Annotated in this window: 11 protein-coding genes and 1 tRNA gene; 6 read left to right on the forward strand and 6 right to left on the reverse strand. The window is 56.6% G+C overall.

Annotated elements, in window-relative coordinates; all coding sequences use genetic code 11:
- Positions 1-433 precede the first annotated feature (433 nt).
- Positions 434-1,213 carry a LytR/AlgR family response regulator transcription factor gene (locus IEX74_RS16045; RefSeq protein ID WP_188815041.1) on the forward strand — a complete coding sequence of 260 codons (780 nt, stop codon included), beginning with the start codon at positions 434-436 and terminating at the stop codon, positions 1,211-1,213.
- A gap of 101 nt (positions 1,214-1,314) precedes the next feature.
- On the opposite strand, the gene IEX74_RS16050 is transcribed toward IEX74_RS16045, so the two are convergent.
- The 3 genes from IEX74_RS16050 to IEX74_RS16060 form a co-directional block, all read right to left on the reverse strand.
- Complete coding sequence (locus IEX74_RS16050) at positions 1,315-2,685, reverse strand: S41 family peptidase (protein ID WP_188815042.1); 1,371 nt, start codon at positions 2,683-2,685, stop codon at positions 1,315-1,317.
- 224 nt (positions 2,686-2,909) lie between these two features.
- Positions 2,910-4,334, reverse strand: coding sequence for a RagB/SusD family nutrient uptake outer membrane protein (locus IEX74_RS16055; protein WP_229755330.1), 1,425 nt, complete (start codon positions 4,332-4,334; stop codon positions 2,910-2,912).
- Positions 4,335-4,350: 16 nt separating this feature from the next.
- On the reverse strand, positions 4,351-7,569 hold the full coding sequence (locus tag IEX74_RS16060; RefSeq protein ID WP_188815044.1) for a SusC/RagA family TonB-linked outer membrane protein: 3,219 nt from the start codon (positions 7,567-7,569) through the stop codon (positions 4,351-4,353).
- A gap of 460 nt (positions 7,570-8,029) precedes the next feature.
- On the opposite strand from IEX74_RS16060, the gene IEX74_RS16065 reads away from it, so the two are divergent.
- On the forward strand, positions 8,030-9,376 hold the full coding sequence (locus tag IEX74_RS16065) for an aspartyl protease family protein (RefSeq protein ID WP_188815045.1): 1,347 nt from the start codon (positions 8,030-8,032) through the stop codon (positions 9,374-9,376).
- 272 nt (positions 9,377-9,648) lie between these two features.
- On the opposite strand, the gene IEX74_RS16070 is transcribed toward IEX74_RS16065, so the two are convergent.
- On the reverse strand, positions 9,649-10,563 hold the full coding sequence (locus IEX74_RS16070; RefSeq protein WP_188815046.1) for a bestrophin family protein: 915 nt from the start codon (positions 10,561-10,563) through the stop codon (positions 9,649-9,651).
- Positions 10,564-11,058: 495 nt separating this feature from the next.
- On the opposite strand from IEX74_RS16070, the gene IEX74_RS16075 reads away from it, so the two are divergent.
- Positions 11,059-11,253: a hypothetical protein gene (locus IEX74_RS16075; protein ID WP_188815047.1), complete on the forward strand. Its 195-nt coding sequence runs from the start codon at positions 11,059-11,061 to the stop codon at positions 11,251-11,253.
- On the opposite strand, the gene IEX74_RS16080 is transcribed toward IEX74_RS16075, so the two are convergent.
- Positions 11,206-13,266, reverse strand: coding sequence for an FG-GAP-like repeat-containing protein (locus IEX74_RS16080; protein WP_188815048.1), 2,061 nt, complete (start codon positions 13,264-13,266; stop codon positions 11,206-11,208). The two genes, IEX74_RS16075 and IEX74_RS16080, sit on opposite strands and share 48 nt — an antisense overlap.
- 334 nt (positions 13,267-13,600) lie before the next feature.
- On the opposite strand from IEX74_RS16080, the gene IEX74_RS16085 reads away from it, so the two are divergent.
- Positions 13,601-13,948, forward strand: coding sequence for a nuclear transport factor 2 family protein (locus IEX74_RS16085; RefSeq protein ID WP_188815049.1), 348 nt, complete (start codon positions 13,601-13,603; stop codon positions 13,946-13,948).
- A 321-nt stretch (positions 13,949-14,269) separates the two neighbouring features.
- Here IEX74_RS16085 and IEX74_RS16090 read toward each other — a convergent pair.
- A tRNA-Ile gene (locus tag IEX74_RS16090) sits at positions 14,270-14,343 on the reverse strand.
- 142 nt (positions 14,344-14,485) lie between these two features.
- On the opposite strand from IEX74_RS16090, the gene IEX74_RS16095 reads away from it, so the two are divergent.
- Both IEX74_RS16095 and IEX74_RS16100 read left to right on the forward strand, forming a co-directional pair.
- Positions 14,486-15,142, forward strand: coding sequence for an HAD family hydrolase (locus tag IEX74_RS16095; RefSeq protein ID WP_188815050.1), 657 nt, complete (start codon positions 14,486-14,488; stop codon positions 15,140-15,142).
- Positions 15,117-16,322, forward strand: a complete 1,206-nt coding sequence (locus tag IEX74_RS16100) for a site-2 protease family protein (protein WP_229755331.1) — start codon at positions 15,117-15,119, stop codon at positions 16,320-16,322. Before IEX74_RS16095 ends, IEX74_RS16100 begins: the two co-directional genes overlap by 26 nt.
- Positions 16,323-16,347: the final 25 nt, after the last annotated feature.

The raw sequence follows: 16,347 nt of genomic DNA on the forward strand, positions 1-16,347 counted from the left end.
GTTACCTAGGTCTGTAACGTTTGAAGATTCGGTCGGTATTCAGGACAGCTCCGCTGGCAAAGTTTGCGGAAACTACTCCCTTCCCTCCTTTCATCATCCAAAGATTCTACCTTCAGCGCAAGGCAAAAAGACGATCTGAATAATTTATACGAAAAAATTCGTATGGCTATGCAGCCTAGCATTCAATACGTTGTCTTTGGGCAGGCAACCATCCCCGAGGAAAACACATCTATTCAACGCAGCCGTTTTCAACCTCATTTTTCTCTGCAAAAGCGAATCAAAGAATTGACGCTTGCTAATAGCTCTCGTGCGGTTTAGGCAGTAGTCCGGCGCTACTGCTCGCTCCCGTAAGCAAGAGCCGCCTCTCGTGGGCGGAACCGTGGCCGTACCTCCCTCCTCTTCTTGTTCTTCGCTCTCTCAGCGCTCAATCCGCATGAGTTACCAGGCTGTTATTGCTGATAGCGAATCGGTTACGCGCCAGACGATCCGCCTCCATCTGGAACAGAGCGCCGACTTCCGGCTAGCGGCGGAAGCGGCTACGGGCACGGAAGCGCTGGTGACTCTGCTTCAGCATCGCCCCGAAGTCGTGTTTCTCAGCCTGCAGCTACCCCGCCTCGACGGCTTCGGGGTGCTGAAGGAAATCTGGCCGCACTTCCAGCCCCAGGTGGTATTTCTCAGCGGCACCGATCAGCCGGCGCTGCACGCCCTGGAAGAAAGCGGCGTGCCCTTTTTGCCCAAAGCGTTTACGAAGTCTCAGTTCCTCCAAACTCTCTGCCACGTGAAAACAAACCTAGCTTCTCCCCACCCGCAGCCACCGGAGCCGGTCGATCTGCTCATGCGCCTGCTGCTCAGCGAAGAGCATACGGCCAAACCTAGCTACCTGAAGCGTATGCTGGTGAAGGACAGCCATAAGCTGTTCTTTATCAAGACGGAAGACATTCTGTATTTCGATGCCGACGGCAACTACATCACGCTGCACACGGCCAAGCGCAACTACACGCTCTACGAAAGCCTGACGCAGTTGGAGCAGCGCCTCGACCCGGCCGATTTTACGCGCATCAATCGCTCCTACATCATCAACCTGAACTACGTGGAGGAGCTGGAATGCTACTTCAACGGCGAGTACCTGGTGAAGCTCACCGGAGGCCACACCCTGAAATGGACCCGCTTCTACCGCGACAATGTGAAAGCCTTTCTGGCCAAAAACCGCTAATAATAGGTTAATCTTAGTGAAGAAGCTCCGCCAGATTGAGCGGAGCTTCTTCATTATACCTAGGTCCAGCCAAGCCTAATTCGAGGCTCTGCGTGTACTTGCTAACGCTTGGCCGTCAGCTTTAACTGTTTCAGCGCCGCTTCCAATATGGTGTCGCGGCCGCTGCGAATGTCGCGCATCGTGGGGTGTACCATCACTTGCGGCTGCACCCCTACCCCAACGAATTCTTTGCCATTGGGGTAGGTATCGCGCTTGGTGCAGATGCGGGCCATGCCGCCGCCGGGCAAGCTAAAAAGCAAGGGTTGCCCGGTGCTGCCACCCGTTGGCTCCCCGATGATCAGGCCGCGCTTCATTATATCGAAAGCCACGGCAAAGTCTTCGGCGGCGGAAAAGGTGCGGGCGCTGGTGAGCAGCACCACTGGCCGCGTGTACACACCGCTACCCTTGGGCTTCACCGATTCTTGAGGCTCAGAATACCACTGCGGCGCCCGCTCCCAGGGGCGGAACGGGGGATGGTAGTCGCGGGTTATCCAGCGAGACGTTTGGAAAGGCTGGTCGGTAAGGTAGCTGAGTACTTCGTAGCCGTAGTCGCTGTTGCCTCCGCCGTTGGCACGCACGTCGATGATGAGGGCGCTGGTTTGGCTGATTTGCGGGTAGACTTCGGCAAAACGTTGCACCACTTCGGCCTTATCGAAGCCGTTCAGGGCTAGGTAGCCTACGTTGTCCTTGAGCAGCCGGAACTCCAGCACCGGGCGTGTCTGCTCGTCGGTGTAGCCGCTACGGGCAACGGTTTTGCGAAGAGTACGCCCTTTGGCATCCTGCAACGTCACTTCCACGGGCTTACTAGCCGCACCGGCTAGTATAGTGTTGTACGTGCGCATGGTGCGGTCTTGGGGCGTGGAGGCACTCTGCCACCCCGACCGTGCCTCGGCGTACGTGCGCGCGGGTACCCCATCTACAGCCAGCACCTCCTGCCCTGGCACGAAGCCCTGCTGACGTAGCGTTTCGCTCCCAACTTCGGTTATCAGCACTTTGTCTTCGATGAGAGCAATGCGCAGAGGTGGCCGCTCGTATACCTCGTTCATCAGCTCACGCGGCGGGTACACGTTGGTGTGTCCGTCGTGCAATTGGGCGCACATTTCCTGTAGCAACTGGTAGTAGGCCAGTGTAGTAGGCGCGGCTTTTACCTTCGGAATGTAGGCTAGGTAGAGACTATCCCACGACACCTTGGGTATCTTGTCGAAGAAGGCAAAGTTGTATTTGGCTTCCGACCAAAATTTGGAGAGCCCCGCCACCTTCTCATCCTCACTCAACTGCGGCTGATACGGCGTTTTCCAGGCCGGGCTGTCCCACAATTGCTTCTCTACCTTCACCTGCTGCTCGGTGTAAGGAATGTAAACCGCTTTTTGGGCGCGGGCAGATAAAGCAGCCAGCGCAGTTAAGGTCGCTGATAGTAGTAGATAGTGCTTCATAAAGTGGGAGTTGAGTACGACAGCCGACTTCGAAAAGTGAGACACGGCTTCCCAGCGAAGAAAGCAATTTGACCAATGCCGCCAAAACGCTCTACCCGCAAGTACCCATATTCATGTCCAATAGCCAAAAAGCCACCCCAGCCAAGTGGCTGAAGCGGCTTGTAACCTAGGTCATTAATCCTCCCGCTGGTCGGAATAACGGCCTACTTTCTGTTCTTTCGTAGCTAGTAACCAGGATTCTGCACCAGATTCGGGTTGTTCTGCAAATCGACCTGCGGGATGGGCAGCACCACGCGGTTGTCGCCGTACGGAATGGTGGGAATGGTGCCGTGTGCCGGAATGGGCAGGCGGTTGCGCAGCAGATCGTAGTAGCGGTGGCCTTCGAAAGCTAGCTCCAGCCGCCGCTCCAGCAGAATGGCATTGATCAGGGCCGGCGCATCGGCAAAGCCGGCGAGCGTATAAGCGGGCGTGCCAGCACCCTTCGAGCGGTTCCGAACCTGGTTCAGCAGATCCACCGATTCCTGGTTCAGGCCGTTGGTGCGGGCCAGGGCTTCGGCCCGGTTCAGCAGCACTTCCGGGTAGCGCACGATGGGCACCCAGTCGCCCACGGCTTTGTATTTGGCCGTGTACGGAATGTTGCTAGAAACCGTCACGAGGTTCGTGCGCCGCTTGTCGTCGGCTGGGAACAAGGACGTTGGGATGGCAACGTAGGGCGAAATGGTAATATCGCCGCGGCCGCTGGGGCTGTAGTGCTGGCCGATGGCGTTGTTGGTGTTGGGGTTGTCGCTGGTGTTCATGGCCACCGAGAAGATCGACTCCGGCGTGTTATAAGGCGGCGCAAACGTGGTAGCCGGGTCCGGATTCAATGTGTAATTACCTGAGCTGATGACCGTACTAGCCAGCGTAGCCGCCTGCGCGTAGTTGCCCTGGTATAGATATACCCGCGACAACAATGCCTGTGCGGCGCTTTTAGTAGCACGAGCCACGTTCGAGAACTCCGGGTCGTCGTAGGTAGCAGGCAAGCCGTTGGCAGCTTCGGTTAAATCACTGATTATTTGCGCGTAAATATCGCGCACCGAGGAGCGCGACAACCGTTGCGACGCTTCGTAGGCGGAGGCTGCATCAGGCGCCGTGAGCTGAATCGGAATACCTAGGTGTGAGGCGTCGGCGGTGAAGTTGTAGGGCTGCGCGAAGAGGTTCACCAGGTGAAACATCGCCAGCGCCCGGATGAACCTGGCCTCGCCGCGGTACTGCGCCGCCAGCTCCGGCGCTACGAGGCCAGCATTCGGCTCGAAGTTTTGCAGGAAGAAGTTGGCCCCGTAAATGGTGCGGTAACCACCCGTCCAGCCATTCGTAATCTGGATGTCGTTGGCTAGCGCCGTAGAAGACGCAATGGTGTTGAAGTACGGCGAAGGATCGGTATCGTCGGAGCGCACATCGCTGTAAATCAGCGCCCGGCCGCCCAGGAACTCCGGGTTTTGCAGCGCGTCGTACATGCCGAGCGCGGCTTTTTCGATGCGGTCGGGCGTGCTGAACGTTTCCTGGGGCGTGAGGCTGGCGGGGGGTTCCTGATTGAGCACATCGCAACCTAGGGTCAGGAGCAGTACCAGCGCCGCGGCGGCTTTCCAAGCCAGCGTCAGGGTTTTCATCGTCGTCATGGCTAGGTTAGAGGCTGAGGTTAAGACCAACGGTGTAGCTGCGGGCCTGTGGCACCGCCCGGTTATCGACGCCGTAGGCGATGTTGCCGTTGGTGCCTTGGTTCGTGTTGTTGCGGTTGGAGTTCACCTCCGGATCAGTGCCGTTGTAGCCCGTAATCACGAAGACGTTCTGCACCAGTGCATACACGCGCATGTTGCTCAGCTTCAGCCGCTCCAGCACGGGCTTGGGCAGGTTGTAGCCTAGGCTCAGCTGCCGCATCCGCAGGAAGTTGCCCTTCTCCAGCCAGCGCGTTGAGGCCTGCGTCGACACGTTATCCTGCAACACCAGCTTTGGTACGTTGGTCTGGTCGCCGGGCTGCTGCCAGCGGTCCAAAATTTCCGTCAGATTATTGTTGTAATAGTTGGTCAGCAGGCCGGCGCGGGTTGCATTGTAGAGCAGGTTGCCGCCGCTGTATTGCAGGAAAACACCTAGCTCCAGCCCTTTGAAAGAGAATGTGTTATCGAAGCCGCCGTACCAAGTCGGGTAGCCGCTCTTGCTGGTGTATTTGTAGTCGGAAGTGCTGATGGGCGTGGTAGCGTCGCCGGTGGCTGTGAGCCACTGCTGGGCCACGGCATTGTACTGCTTGATGTTGCCGTTGGCGTCGAGGAACTGTGCGTTGCCGTTCTCGGGATTTACACCGGCCCAGCGGGGCAGGAAAAACACGCCCAGTGCCCGCCCGACGCTGGCCCGCTGGTTGGCGGCTACCACGTCGTTGGGGTTAGCTGATTGACCTTCCGGAATAGGCAAGTCGGTTGCCAGCGTGGTGATGCGGTTTTTCAGCGCCGTAAAGTTGAGCGCGGAAGTCCAGCGAAAGCCGTTGCTGCTCCGCACGTTGGTGGTATTCAAGGTAGCTTCTACCCCGCGGTTGTACATCGAGCCAATATTCTTCGTAACCACCGTGCGCACGTAGTCGATGGAGTTCGGAATACCCGTAGTGCGCAGTGCGGGCGCATCCAGAATCAGGTCGCTGATGTTGTTGTTGAAGTAATCAAGCGTGAGACCAATGCGGTTGGTTAGCACCGACGCATCCAGACCGATGTCCAACTTCCGGGATTTTTCCCAAGCTAGGTCGGGGTTGCCAACTTGCGTGATGCTCAGGCCATTGATATCTGCGTACTGTCCGGCCCCGATCTGGGTGCGGGCGGCGTAGGGCAGCAAGCCGTTGGAGTTGCCCACCACGCCGTAACTGGCGCGCAGCTTCAGGTCGTTGATAACGGTGATGCTCTTCAGAAAATCTTCCTCTGAGAGGCGCCACCCCACCGAGCCGCCGGGGAAGTAGCCGCGCCGATTATTCGCGCCGAAACGCGAATCGGCATCGGCCCGAAAGCTGAGCGAAGCATAGTACTTGTCGCCAAAAGAGTAGTTGGCGCGAGCCAGGTACGAGTCGAAGCCTTGGGTGTAACGCGAGCCATCGGGCTGGATGGCCTCCGTCGACAAACCCGTTAGAATCTCCTTGAACTTAGGATCGGCGAAGTTGGCGGCGTAGGTACTGAGCTGGCGCTGCGCTTCCACCTGGTACTCCAAGCCCACGGTCAGGTCCAGGTTGTGATTGACGCCAAACGTATGCGTGTAGTTCGCAAAATTGGCCCAGTTCCAGAGGTTTTGGCGCAGGTCGTTGTTCTGCACCAGCCCCGAGCCCAGCACCCGACCTAGCCCCGAGAGGCGCGGGTCACTGTACTGATCCTCAAAGTTTTGGAGGTAATCGACGCCAAAACGGGTGGTAAACTTCAGGCCCGTAATCGGCTCTACCGTCGCATAGCCATTGGCCAGCAGGCGCTGCGATGTATTGTCGTTGCGCTGATACGCCAGCACGGCGCTCGGGTGGTTGACGGCGTTCAGGCGATACGTCCGGTAGAACGGATACGAAGTGCCGCCAATCGTGAATACGTCGCCACCTAGGTTGCCGAATGAATCGAGGAAGTAGTTGCCGCTGGCGTCGCGCACCGGATAAATTGGGGCGGCGTTGTAGCCCGATACGGTTGCACCAGCTAGGTAGCCATCCGTGAGCACGCCGTTGTTCAGCGTCTGTGAGTAGCTCGTGCTGATGCCCGTTTTCAGCCACTTGATCGGCTGCAAATCTAGGTTGAGTCGCACCGAACCCCGGCGCAACCGGTTGGCTACCAACACACCTTTTTGATCGGTCCAGTCGCCGGAGCCGTAATAGCTAGCTTTGTCGCTGCCGCCCGAAATGGACACTTGGTAGTTTTGCGAGAAGCCGCGGCGAAAGATTTCCTTTAGCCAATCGGTGCGGTCGGGCTGGCCGTCGCCGTTGAAATCTACATCGCGGGCAATGACGGAGTTGGGCGTGCCCGGCCCGAAGCGGTTCAGGGCCTTCTCGTTCTGAATGGTGATAAACTCATCCCCGTTCAGCAGTTTGGGCCGACGCACGGTCTCATTCATGCCCACGTACGAGTTAAGTGAAACATGGCTCTGGCCCGATTTGCCACGCTTGGTGGTCACGATAATCACGCCGTTGGCAGCCCGCGAACCGTAAATGGCCGCCGCCGAAGCATCCTTCAGCACATCCACCGACTCGATGTCGTTGGGGTTGATGTCGGCCAACGTGTTGTAGCGCGTGCCGTTGCCGGAGTTGAACTGGTTGGCGTTTTCCAGGGAGTTAGTCGGCACGCCATCCACCACAATCAACGGCTGCGAGCTGTTGCTGATGGAGTTAGCACCCCGAATCCGAATCGAAACGCCTTCGGCCAGTGCGCCGCTGGCGTTGGTAATCTGCACGCCCGCCGCCCGACCCGTCAGCGCCTGATCGAAGCTCTGCACGGGCTGGTTCAGCAACTTTTCCTCTGAAATCTTGGCCGCTGAGCCCGTGATGTCCTTCACGTCCTGCGAGCCGCCGTAGCCCGTCACGACCACTTCTTTCAGCTGCTGCGCATCGGTAGCCAGCACCACGTTGATCTGGTTGGCAGCGCCAATAACCTGCTCCTGACTAACGTAGCCGATGGAGCTGAAAGCTAGGGTGCCGCCGCCACTCGCCAACGTGAGGCTGTAGCGGCCGTCGGCATCAGTCGAAACGCCGTTGCTGGTGCCTTTCAGCAGCACCGTCACGCCGGGCAGCCCCTCCCCCGACTGGCGGTCGGTCACGCGGCCCGTTATGGTGCGACTCTGCGCCAGCCCTTGCTGCAATAAAGTGAATATGAGCACAATGCTCATCAGTAAGCTTTTTTTCATGGAGCAATAGGCTGGAGTGAAGGAAGGAACCGAGCCGCCGTTTGAAATCGACAGTCGGACAAGGAATGAACTTTCTTCAGCGCAGGCACGCCTTATTGTACAGGCTGCTCAAGCCATTATTTAAGCTGTGCTTTTTGCGGTGCAAAGCGCATAGCCACTCTATCGTTCACCTCACCCCTAGCCCCTCTTCTCAGGAGAGGGATGCCAGAGGACCTAGGTAATAGCAATACTACTAGCTGATGTGTGGCACCCCTCCCCTGAGGAGAAGGGCCGGGAGTGAGGTTCTTCTGACCAGCATTTTTCAGCAGGCAATCCGACGTCTCACAGGAAGATTCGGGCACTTCACACAATAGCCGTTGAAGGCCGCGCCCCCAGGTGATTGTATAGCACCGGATTTCGGCCGAAAGGCGCCATGGGGGCGTCGGCGGTGCCGGTCCGGTACGCTAAACTCCTGGGTGCTATGGCTAGTAACGCACGTCGGCTGAACGACTTTGAAGTGGGGCAGGAAACGCAGTGGCAATTTCGGTCCACGCTCCTGTGGCTGGTTGGCCGGGTTAAATGGAGCTGTTTTGGGCTGTTTTGGTTGTGTATGCTGCTCCTGAGCTACTCCGGCCAGGCGGCGCGGAACCCCGAAAGCATGCCTTTCCGGTTCAAGCGCGCGAAGCTGCAACAGGTTTCCATCCCGTACAAAGCGCAGAATGACCTGATCATCGTTTCGGCCAAGCTGAATGGCCAAGGTCCTTTCAACTTCCTGCTCGATACTGGCGCAGCCTCTTCTATTATCACCGACCCAAAGCTAGGTCAGGCGCTGGGGCTGCAATCGAAAAACTCGTATAGCTTGGCGGGCGTGGGCACGAAGGCGCCCGTAACGGCATACCGCACCAAGCCCGTCCGCGTGGATCTGGCGGGTATTGAGGCGCCGGCTTTCACATTTATTACCGTCACGGAAAACGTGCTCGATCTGGCAAGCCTGATGGGTACGCCCGTGCACGGCATTCTGGGCTACGACCTGTTTCGCAGCTTTGTGGTGACGATTCAACCTAGGTTGTCTCGCGTCACCTTCACCGATCCGGCCCTGGCGCAGCCTCCCAAAGGCAAGCGCTGGACCAGCCTGCCCTTACGGCTGGAGGATGCCAAGCCGTATATCACGACCAACGTTGTTTTAGGCGACTCTCAGACGGTTCCGCTCAAGCTGGTGGTGGATACGGGTGCCGGCCATGCGCTTTCCCTGGAAACCGCCTCCGATCCTAGGTTGCAACTACCCGCCAACCGGGTGCGCTCGGAGCTGGGGCGCAGCCTGAGCGGCCCCATCATGGGCTACCTAGGCCGGGTGCAGGCCTTGCAGCTAGGCTGCTACCAAGTACGCTCGCTCCTGACCTCGTTTCCGGATTCGAGCAACCTGGCCCACCGCATTCAGGTGCCCCGCAACGGCACCCTGGGCTTCGAAACGCTGCGCCGCTTCGATATAGTTATTGACTACCCACATAACCAGCTCCTGCTGCGCCCGAACGGCCTGCAACGTCAACCTTTCGAACACGATATGAGTGGCGTGCGTCTGCTGGCTTCCGGCCCCGACTACCGGGAGTATACGATTGCGAGTATCGAGCCCAACTCCTCGGCCGCGGCGGCCGGTTTACGCCAGAACGACAAGCTGGTACTGGTTGGCGTGATGCCGGCTGAGGGCCTCACGCTGGCCCAGATCAGCCAACTTTTCCACTCCCAGGATGGTCGGAATATTCTCCTGGTTGTGCGGCGGGAAGATGGGGAGTTGTTTAGCACTTCCTTGCAGCTGAAGCGCAGGATTTAACCCAGTCAGTACTCTAGGTCAGTTAGGCCATGGGGCTATTATCAACGCTAGGCTGGGTTACTGCCACTAGCGTACTAAACCCATCTGATAACACCAGCCATAGCTCCGTTGCTGCTTCGCCGGGGTAGTGAGCAATGCACGCCTTCTGATTGGCAGCAAGCAGGACCGGCTCATTACTAAGCAAAGTGGCAACTCCCCAATCGAGAGTTGCCACTTGCTGTACTTCCCGTAGCTCAGGCCAGGCAGATAAAACGCTGGCTTTATTTAGGATGCTACAGCACGTAGAAGGTGCTTTCTGCTGGCGCGGGCTCCCCTTCCCCACGTTTGTCGCCGATCATCTGTTTTAGGTTTACTTCAATGGTTCGGGCAATAGCAGTAACAGGCGTGTCCGTTGGCTTGCCTTCAAAGGGGTCTTGCAGGTGAATGGCCATCTTCTCAATCAGGAAAAAGGCGGAGGAAATAGCTACTACCATCAGGACCTCCAACATACCAAATGCTTCCAACAGAGCAAAAGGCAGTAGCAGCACAAAAAAGAAGAGGCAGAAGTGGATGTACAAGGTGTAAGTAGCCGGAAACACCGTGTTTTTGATTCGCTCACACCGACCCATCGAGTCTGTTAGTCGCGTCAGGATGCCCTCCATCTCTACCTGCTGATAAGGATTAACCCATCCTTGCTGCAGCGCATACCGCAGGTCCTGGCCGTGCAGTTGCAACAGTGCGTTCGGAACATTATCGTGCTTGGTCACAAAAGCCACCTCTTCCGGCGACAGAAACCGACGGACTTTATCTAGGTTCATTTGCTTGCGCAACGACATTCCCACACTATAAGCCCACGCAATCTGCCGGTAAGTCAGCCGCTTTCCCCAATCCCGGGCTTCTTCAGAACTATACGGCGCCTCCGTAAAGCAGAGCACTTGTCGGATTAAGGAGCGGGAATCGTTGACAATGGAGCCCCAGGCAATGCGGGCTTCCCACCACCGGTCATAGGCTTGATTTGACTTGAACGCTAACAGCAGCGACAGAATCGTGCCGAGTACCATGGGTACACTCAAGGGCAGCGAAACTTCCATTACGTGCAAGAACTTATCCTCCAAGGCAATTAAGGAAGCATAGACAAACACAAACAGGGTTTCCCATTTTATCTTGCCGAACACGTAGGAAAGAGGGATTCTCGTCTTTAATAACATAAGTCAAATGAGGAGTGGAGGGCTAGGTAATAGAGTGGAATATGCGGTCAAAGGAATAGGCGAGAGCGTCAGAGTAATAGCTTGCGAACGGCTATCTGCTTTACGAAGCAGGTTGTGGAGCATGCTTTTCTTTTGCTGATAACAACCCACTCCCTTGCGAAAGCCTCGCTATAGGGTACCCTCAGCCATAGTAGCATGAGGGTACTCCGCTAAACCCTATACACGCTGACTCTCTTTACTCCTTCTTCCAGCAGGACAAAGGTGAGACCCTCTTATTAAAGTGATGTTAAGATGGAATTAGAACGATGTTAAAAGCCATCTTTCGAGTAGGTTCTGAGCAGTATTCACCCTTCGATCCAGCAATAGCGACGAGGTAATGGAGCTACTCACAGAGTCCAACGAGGCCAGCACCATCATCAATCATAGTCCCGCACTGGTCCGTTTGCTGGAGGTCGCGGTATTATCCATGCAGTGACCTACGAGCATGCCCTATGCTTGCCGAAGCTCCACCAAGCTACTCTGGAGCAGGTAGCGGCCAACCGTGCTCAGGTTCATACTACCAGAGGTCTGCTGGAGCACACGCGGCAGCAAAGCAGCTTCCAGATTTGGAAACGCCCCACTTCGGGTGTCCTGACGCACGAGCTACTCCACTACCACTCGTTTGATGATCGTGACCAGTCCGGCTTGTAGGCGTAACAGATAGATCCCTTTACTCATGGTCGCTACGGGCAGCGTGAACCGAGTTCCCGCTGCAGGCAGTGCACTAGTGTGCGTGGCTACGGGTTGACCCAGCGCATTTAGCAAGGTAGCCTGCACCTGAGTGGCGCCGGCTAGTGCGGGCACCTCTACGGTAAAGAACGTGCGGGTGGGATTAGGATAAAGCGCAACATTCATAGCCATAGCGGAGGAGGCGCCCAGTACCGTCACGCCAAAGGGGGTGGCAGTGGTGAGCACGCCATGTGGGGTCGTCACGTACACGGGGCCACTACGCGCGTCCTGGGGCACCGTCGCGCTAATGCTATTGTCCGATGTCACGGTGAACGTGCCGGCTGGGGCCAGCGCGCCATTGAAGCTGACGGCTGTTGCCCCTGTAAAGTTGGTCCCCGTCAACAGTATTTTGCTGCCTGACGTACCTGTTGCCGGCGCAACAGTCGCGCTATACAAAGCAGCCGGCTCGTTCCGCCGAATGCTGAGGGTGCTTTGGGCTCCATTGAGCACAGTGTTGATGGTGACGGCATCCAGGTCGCCATCGCCATCTACGTCGCCCAGCATTACGCACCGGGGGCTGCCGCCCACAGTGGGGTCAGCATTGGTAGCGGGCGCCATGAAGTGGCCTATTCCGTCGTTCAGCCGTACGCTCATGGTTGTAGCGAAGGGCGAATATCCCTCGTTGGCCGTCACTAAGTCTAGGTCACCATCGCTATCCACATCACCCAGCACCAGGTTGCGGGGCACATTATCAATTGGTACCTCCGCTTGGGTAGAGGGAGCCACAAAGTGGCCGGTATGCAGGCCACTATTTAGCCGTACGTTCACGAGGCCGGTAGCCCTTCCGTTGCTGCCCACCGTAGCATTGGCCGTAAGCAGGTCCAAGTCCCCGTCAGCATCTACGTCACCTAGCGCCACGCTGATTATCCCACCACCACCTGTTACGGAAAAGGTAGCGTTGCTAGCTGGTGCGGCAAAGCGGCCAGCGCCATTATTCAGAAACAGCAACACGGTGGTGTAGCTGCCCGCTGCAAAGTCGAGGTCACCATCGCCGTCCACGTCGCCTACAGCTATTGTACCCAAGGAGTTGGCCCCCATGCTCACAGTGGGGTCGCTGGTGGGCGGCACAAAGTTACCACTGTTCAATCCTTGGTTCAGCAGGATGTGCACCACGCCTAGGGAAGGATTACTAGCCGAGTTGCCGGCCGTTAGGATATCTAGGTCGCCGTCCCCATCTAGGTCGCCAGTTACCAGGAACCAAGTATAGGGCCCCACGGACGGGTTCGGGTTAGTGGCAGGTGCTGTGAACGTACCTGTGCCATTATTCAGCCGCACGTTCACGACCGCATTGCTACTGGCTCCGGCGGAGTTGATAGCTAAAAGATCAAGGTCGCCGTCGCCGTCTACATCGCCAAGCGCCACGTTGCCCGGCCGCGTGCCCGCCGCTGGGTTAGGCGCAGTAGCAGCCGCAACAAAATTCCCTGAATTCAACCCTTTGTTGAGCCGCACATTCAGTGGAGAGGAGTTGCTGGCTCCCAGATTGTCGTAATTCGAAGACACAATATCTAGGTCGCCGTCCCCATCTACGTCCCCCAAAGCAATACTACTCCCGCCATTACTCACCGCCACATCGGGCATGGTAGATACAGGCGCAAAGATGCCGCTGCCTGTGCCGGTCACCGCTGTCGTAAACTGGTACAGATACGGCATAGCGGCGTTCCCAGTCGTGCTCCGAAGGGTTGCTGGTGCGGTAACGGTCACGGTTTCACCCGGCAAAAAACTAACCTGAGGCTTCACTGTAACGACGGTACCTGCTACGGTATGAGTAGCCGGCTTCAAGCCGCCTGCCCTGGCCGAGTGGACCGTAATCGTGGCTGCCGTTGCCGCATTCAGAGCTTGCGAAAACGTGAGATTGATCGAAGCCGAAGGTTCTACACGCACTGCATTACGCGGCGGCGTGGTGGTAGTCACGAAAGGCGCTTGAGCCTGAGCCATGCTCAGGGCTAGCCAGTTCAGTCCTAGCCCTAATAAGACCAATTTGCTCCCGGTGACTCCGGCTATGCGTATACTTTGATTCATGAGAAGGCCTTGATTAGCAAATAATAGCGTGTAGCGAGTAAGATACGAATTAGAAGTAATGATTTTAGCATTATTATATATCGAATTATATCAACTTTCGCTTCGCCTTATAAGGTTGCCTCAACGCGCAGTTGGAACAAGGCGGCAAAAGCGCGTTGCACTGACTTACCGTGTGATAATAGTTTGGTACATAAGCTGTTCCATTTCCATATTATACCTTCTCAGCCTACCAACATCATTGATCCTTACTATGCGGAAAAGCAACAAGACGATCTTAAAAAAGGCGAACGTGGCCATCAAGGCCGGTGATTATGAGGGATTCTTGTCGTTCTGCACCGACGACACAGAATGGACCTTTGTAGGTCAACAAACCCTGCACGGAAAGGAAGCTGTTCGGAACTGGATGGCAACGGCCTACGAAAAGCCGCCTACGTTTCTGGTCAAGCACTTCATCGCCGAAGACGACTTCGTTACGGCACTCGGCACGATTACGCTACCTGATGAAGAGGGCACAGAAGCCGATCATGCGTATTGCGATATCTGGCGTTTTCGCGACGGTAAGATGGCCGAGTTAACGGCGTTCGTCATCAAGCCTTAAGCCCGTACTGGCACCGTGTGCCGGGAGCCATCCCGTTCTCTTTTGCGTTTACTGACGGGCATAAAAGAAGAAATATCCATCCTTCTTCTGTCACCTAACCTAGCCTCTTCAGGGCCCAATGGTCGAGTCGCCCAGCACCTAAGTAGAATCTGGCTCCTGCACAACCTAAAACACGGTTTCTCACACCTAGGACTTTACACCTAGTCATGCTCAGTCCTTTTATGCTTTACAAGACCTAGGAATACTTGGCTGAAACTTCTGAAGCGTGTACCTTATAAAAACAAAAAACCCTGTTCCTTAATCAGAAACAGGGTTTTTTAGTGGGCCCACTTGGAATCGAACCAAGGACCTACTGATTATGAGTCAGTTGCTCTAACCGATTGAGCTATGGGCCCGGCGCAAAACAAACCTAGGTGGTTGGTTTCGGCGCTGCAAACTACGAAGTTTGTCGGCGAATTTCCAAAAGAGTGGCTGAGTAACAGAGCAACTGAGTAAATCGTTGACCGTCGTTATTCAGCTACTCAGTTACTCTTTCTCATGCCCAAGAAACTTCCTAACCTGCTCTTCGATTTCGGCGGTGTTATCATCAACATCGATTACCAGCGCACTTTGGATGCCATGCGCCTGCTCAGCGGTGAGGGCAACACGATTGCATTCACCCAAGCCTCGCAATCGGAACTGTTTGATTTACTGGAAACCGGCAAGCTTACCAGCGAGGATTTTCGCACCGGCTTGCGCAGCGGCTACGGCCTGCAAGCCACCGACGACGAGCTCGATGCGGCCTGGAATGCGATGCTGCTGGATGTGCCCGCCGAGCGCCTGGCGCTCATTGCCGAGCTGCGCGAGCAAGGCCACGAAACGGCCCTGCTCAGCAACACCAACCACATGCACATCAACGTCATCAACCAGCAGCTCAAAACGCAGTACGGCTTCGCGAATGGCATTGCCGATGCGCTCGACCGGGTGTTTTACTCGCAGGAAGTAGGGTTGCGCAAGCCGGGCGAGGAGATTTTCCGGCACGTACTGCGCGAAATGAACTGGAAGGCGGAGGAAACTCTTTTCATTGAAGATAGTATTCAACACATCGAAACGGCGCGGCGCGTAGGACTACACACGCTCTTCCTGGCGCCGCCGCTTACTCTTACCGAAGCCCTTCCTGCCGCCATCCGTGCCTTCCCCCCTACCGCTTCCTGAGGCGCCCGAGTTCACACCCGACGACGCCGACTTCTACCTAGCTTCCTCCGACCGACCGCCGCGCTGGCGCACCTATGCGCTTCATCTGCTGCTGTTTGTCATCACGCTTGTTACTACGACCCTGGCCGGCGCCGAGTGGATAACGGGTAAGACGTTTTTTGGGCAGGTCAGCTCGCTGCCGTTTACCGTACAGCTTACCAGGCCTGAAATTCTGCGCGGCTTGTGGTTTTCGCTGCCGTTTTTGGGCGTACTCACGGTGCATGAGTTTGGGCACTACTTCACGGCGCGCCACTACCGGGTGCGGGCCACGCTGCCGTTTTACATTCCGTTTTTCACGGGCGTGTTCAACACCATCGGTACATTCGGGGCGGTTATTCGCATCAAAGACCGAATTTTCTCGCGTAAGGAGTTTTTCGATATTGGCTTGGCGGGTCCACTGGCGGGCTTTCTGGTGGCTGTGCCCGTGCTGGTGTACGGGTTCACGCACCTGCCACCGCTGGATTACCTCTTCCAGATTCACCCCGAATACCGCTTCTACGGTGCCGATTATGCCCGCTACGTATACCGCGACGGAGAGGCGCTTGCCTTAGCTAAACCGCTGCTTTACCGCATCTTAGAAACGTGGTTGGCTGACCCAGCGCGCTTACCGCACCCCAATGAGCTGATGCACTATCCGGTGCTGCTGGCGGGTGTACTGGCGTTGTTCTTCACTGCCCTTAATCTGATGCCGATTGGTCAGCTTGATGGCGGGCATATCTTGTACGGACTGCTAGGATACCGGCGGTTCAACCGGCTTTCGCTGGGGCTGTTCATTGCGTTTATTTTCTATGCAGGCCTAGGTTTGTTCTCGCTGCATACGAGCCGTGAAACCTGGCTTTATTGGGGGGTGCCGTATCTGCTGTACTTATTCGTGGTGTTTCAGCGCGCTATGCCTACCAAGCAGCGGAGCTTGTTTCTGGCGCTTGGCGTGTGGTCGGCGCAGCTGGCGGTGGCGGTAGCCGTGCCGGGCATTCAGGGTAATCCGGGGTGGCTGGTGTTCGGCTTGCTGCTGGGCCGGGTGACGGGTATTTTTCACCCTTCCGCACCTGATGAACGTCCGTTGAGTTTTGGCCGTAAAGTGCTGGGCTGGGTGATGCTGGCGATTTTTGTGCTGTGCTTCACGCCTTCCCCGTTCGGCTAGGTTTGTTGATGTGCAGATTTGTTGA

Origin of the sequence: Hymenobacter cavernae, assembly GCF_014641455.1 — a bacterium.
Classification (GTDB): Bacteria; Bacteroidota; Bacteroidia; order Cytophagales; family Hymenobacteraceae; genus Hymenobacter; species Hymenobacter cavernae.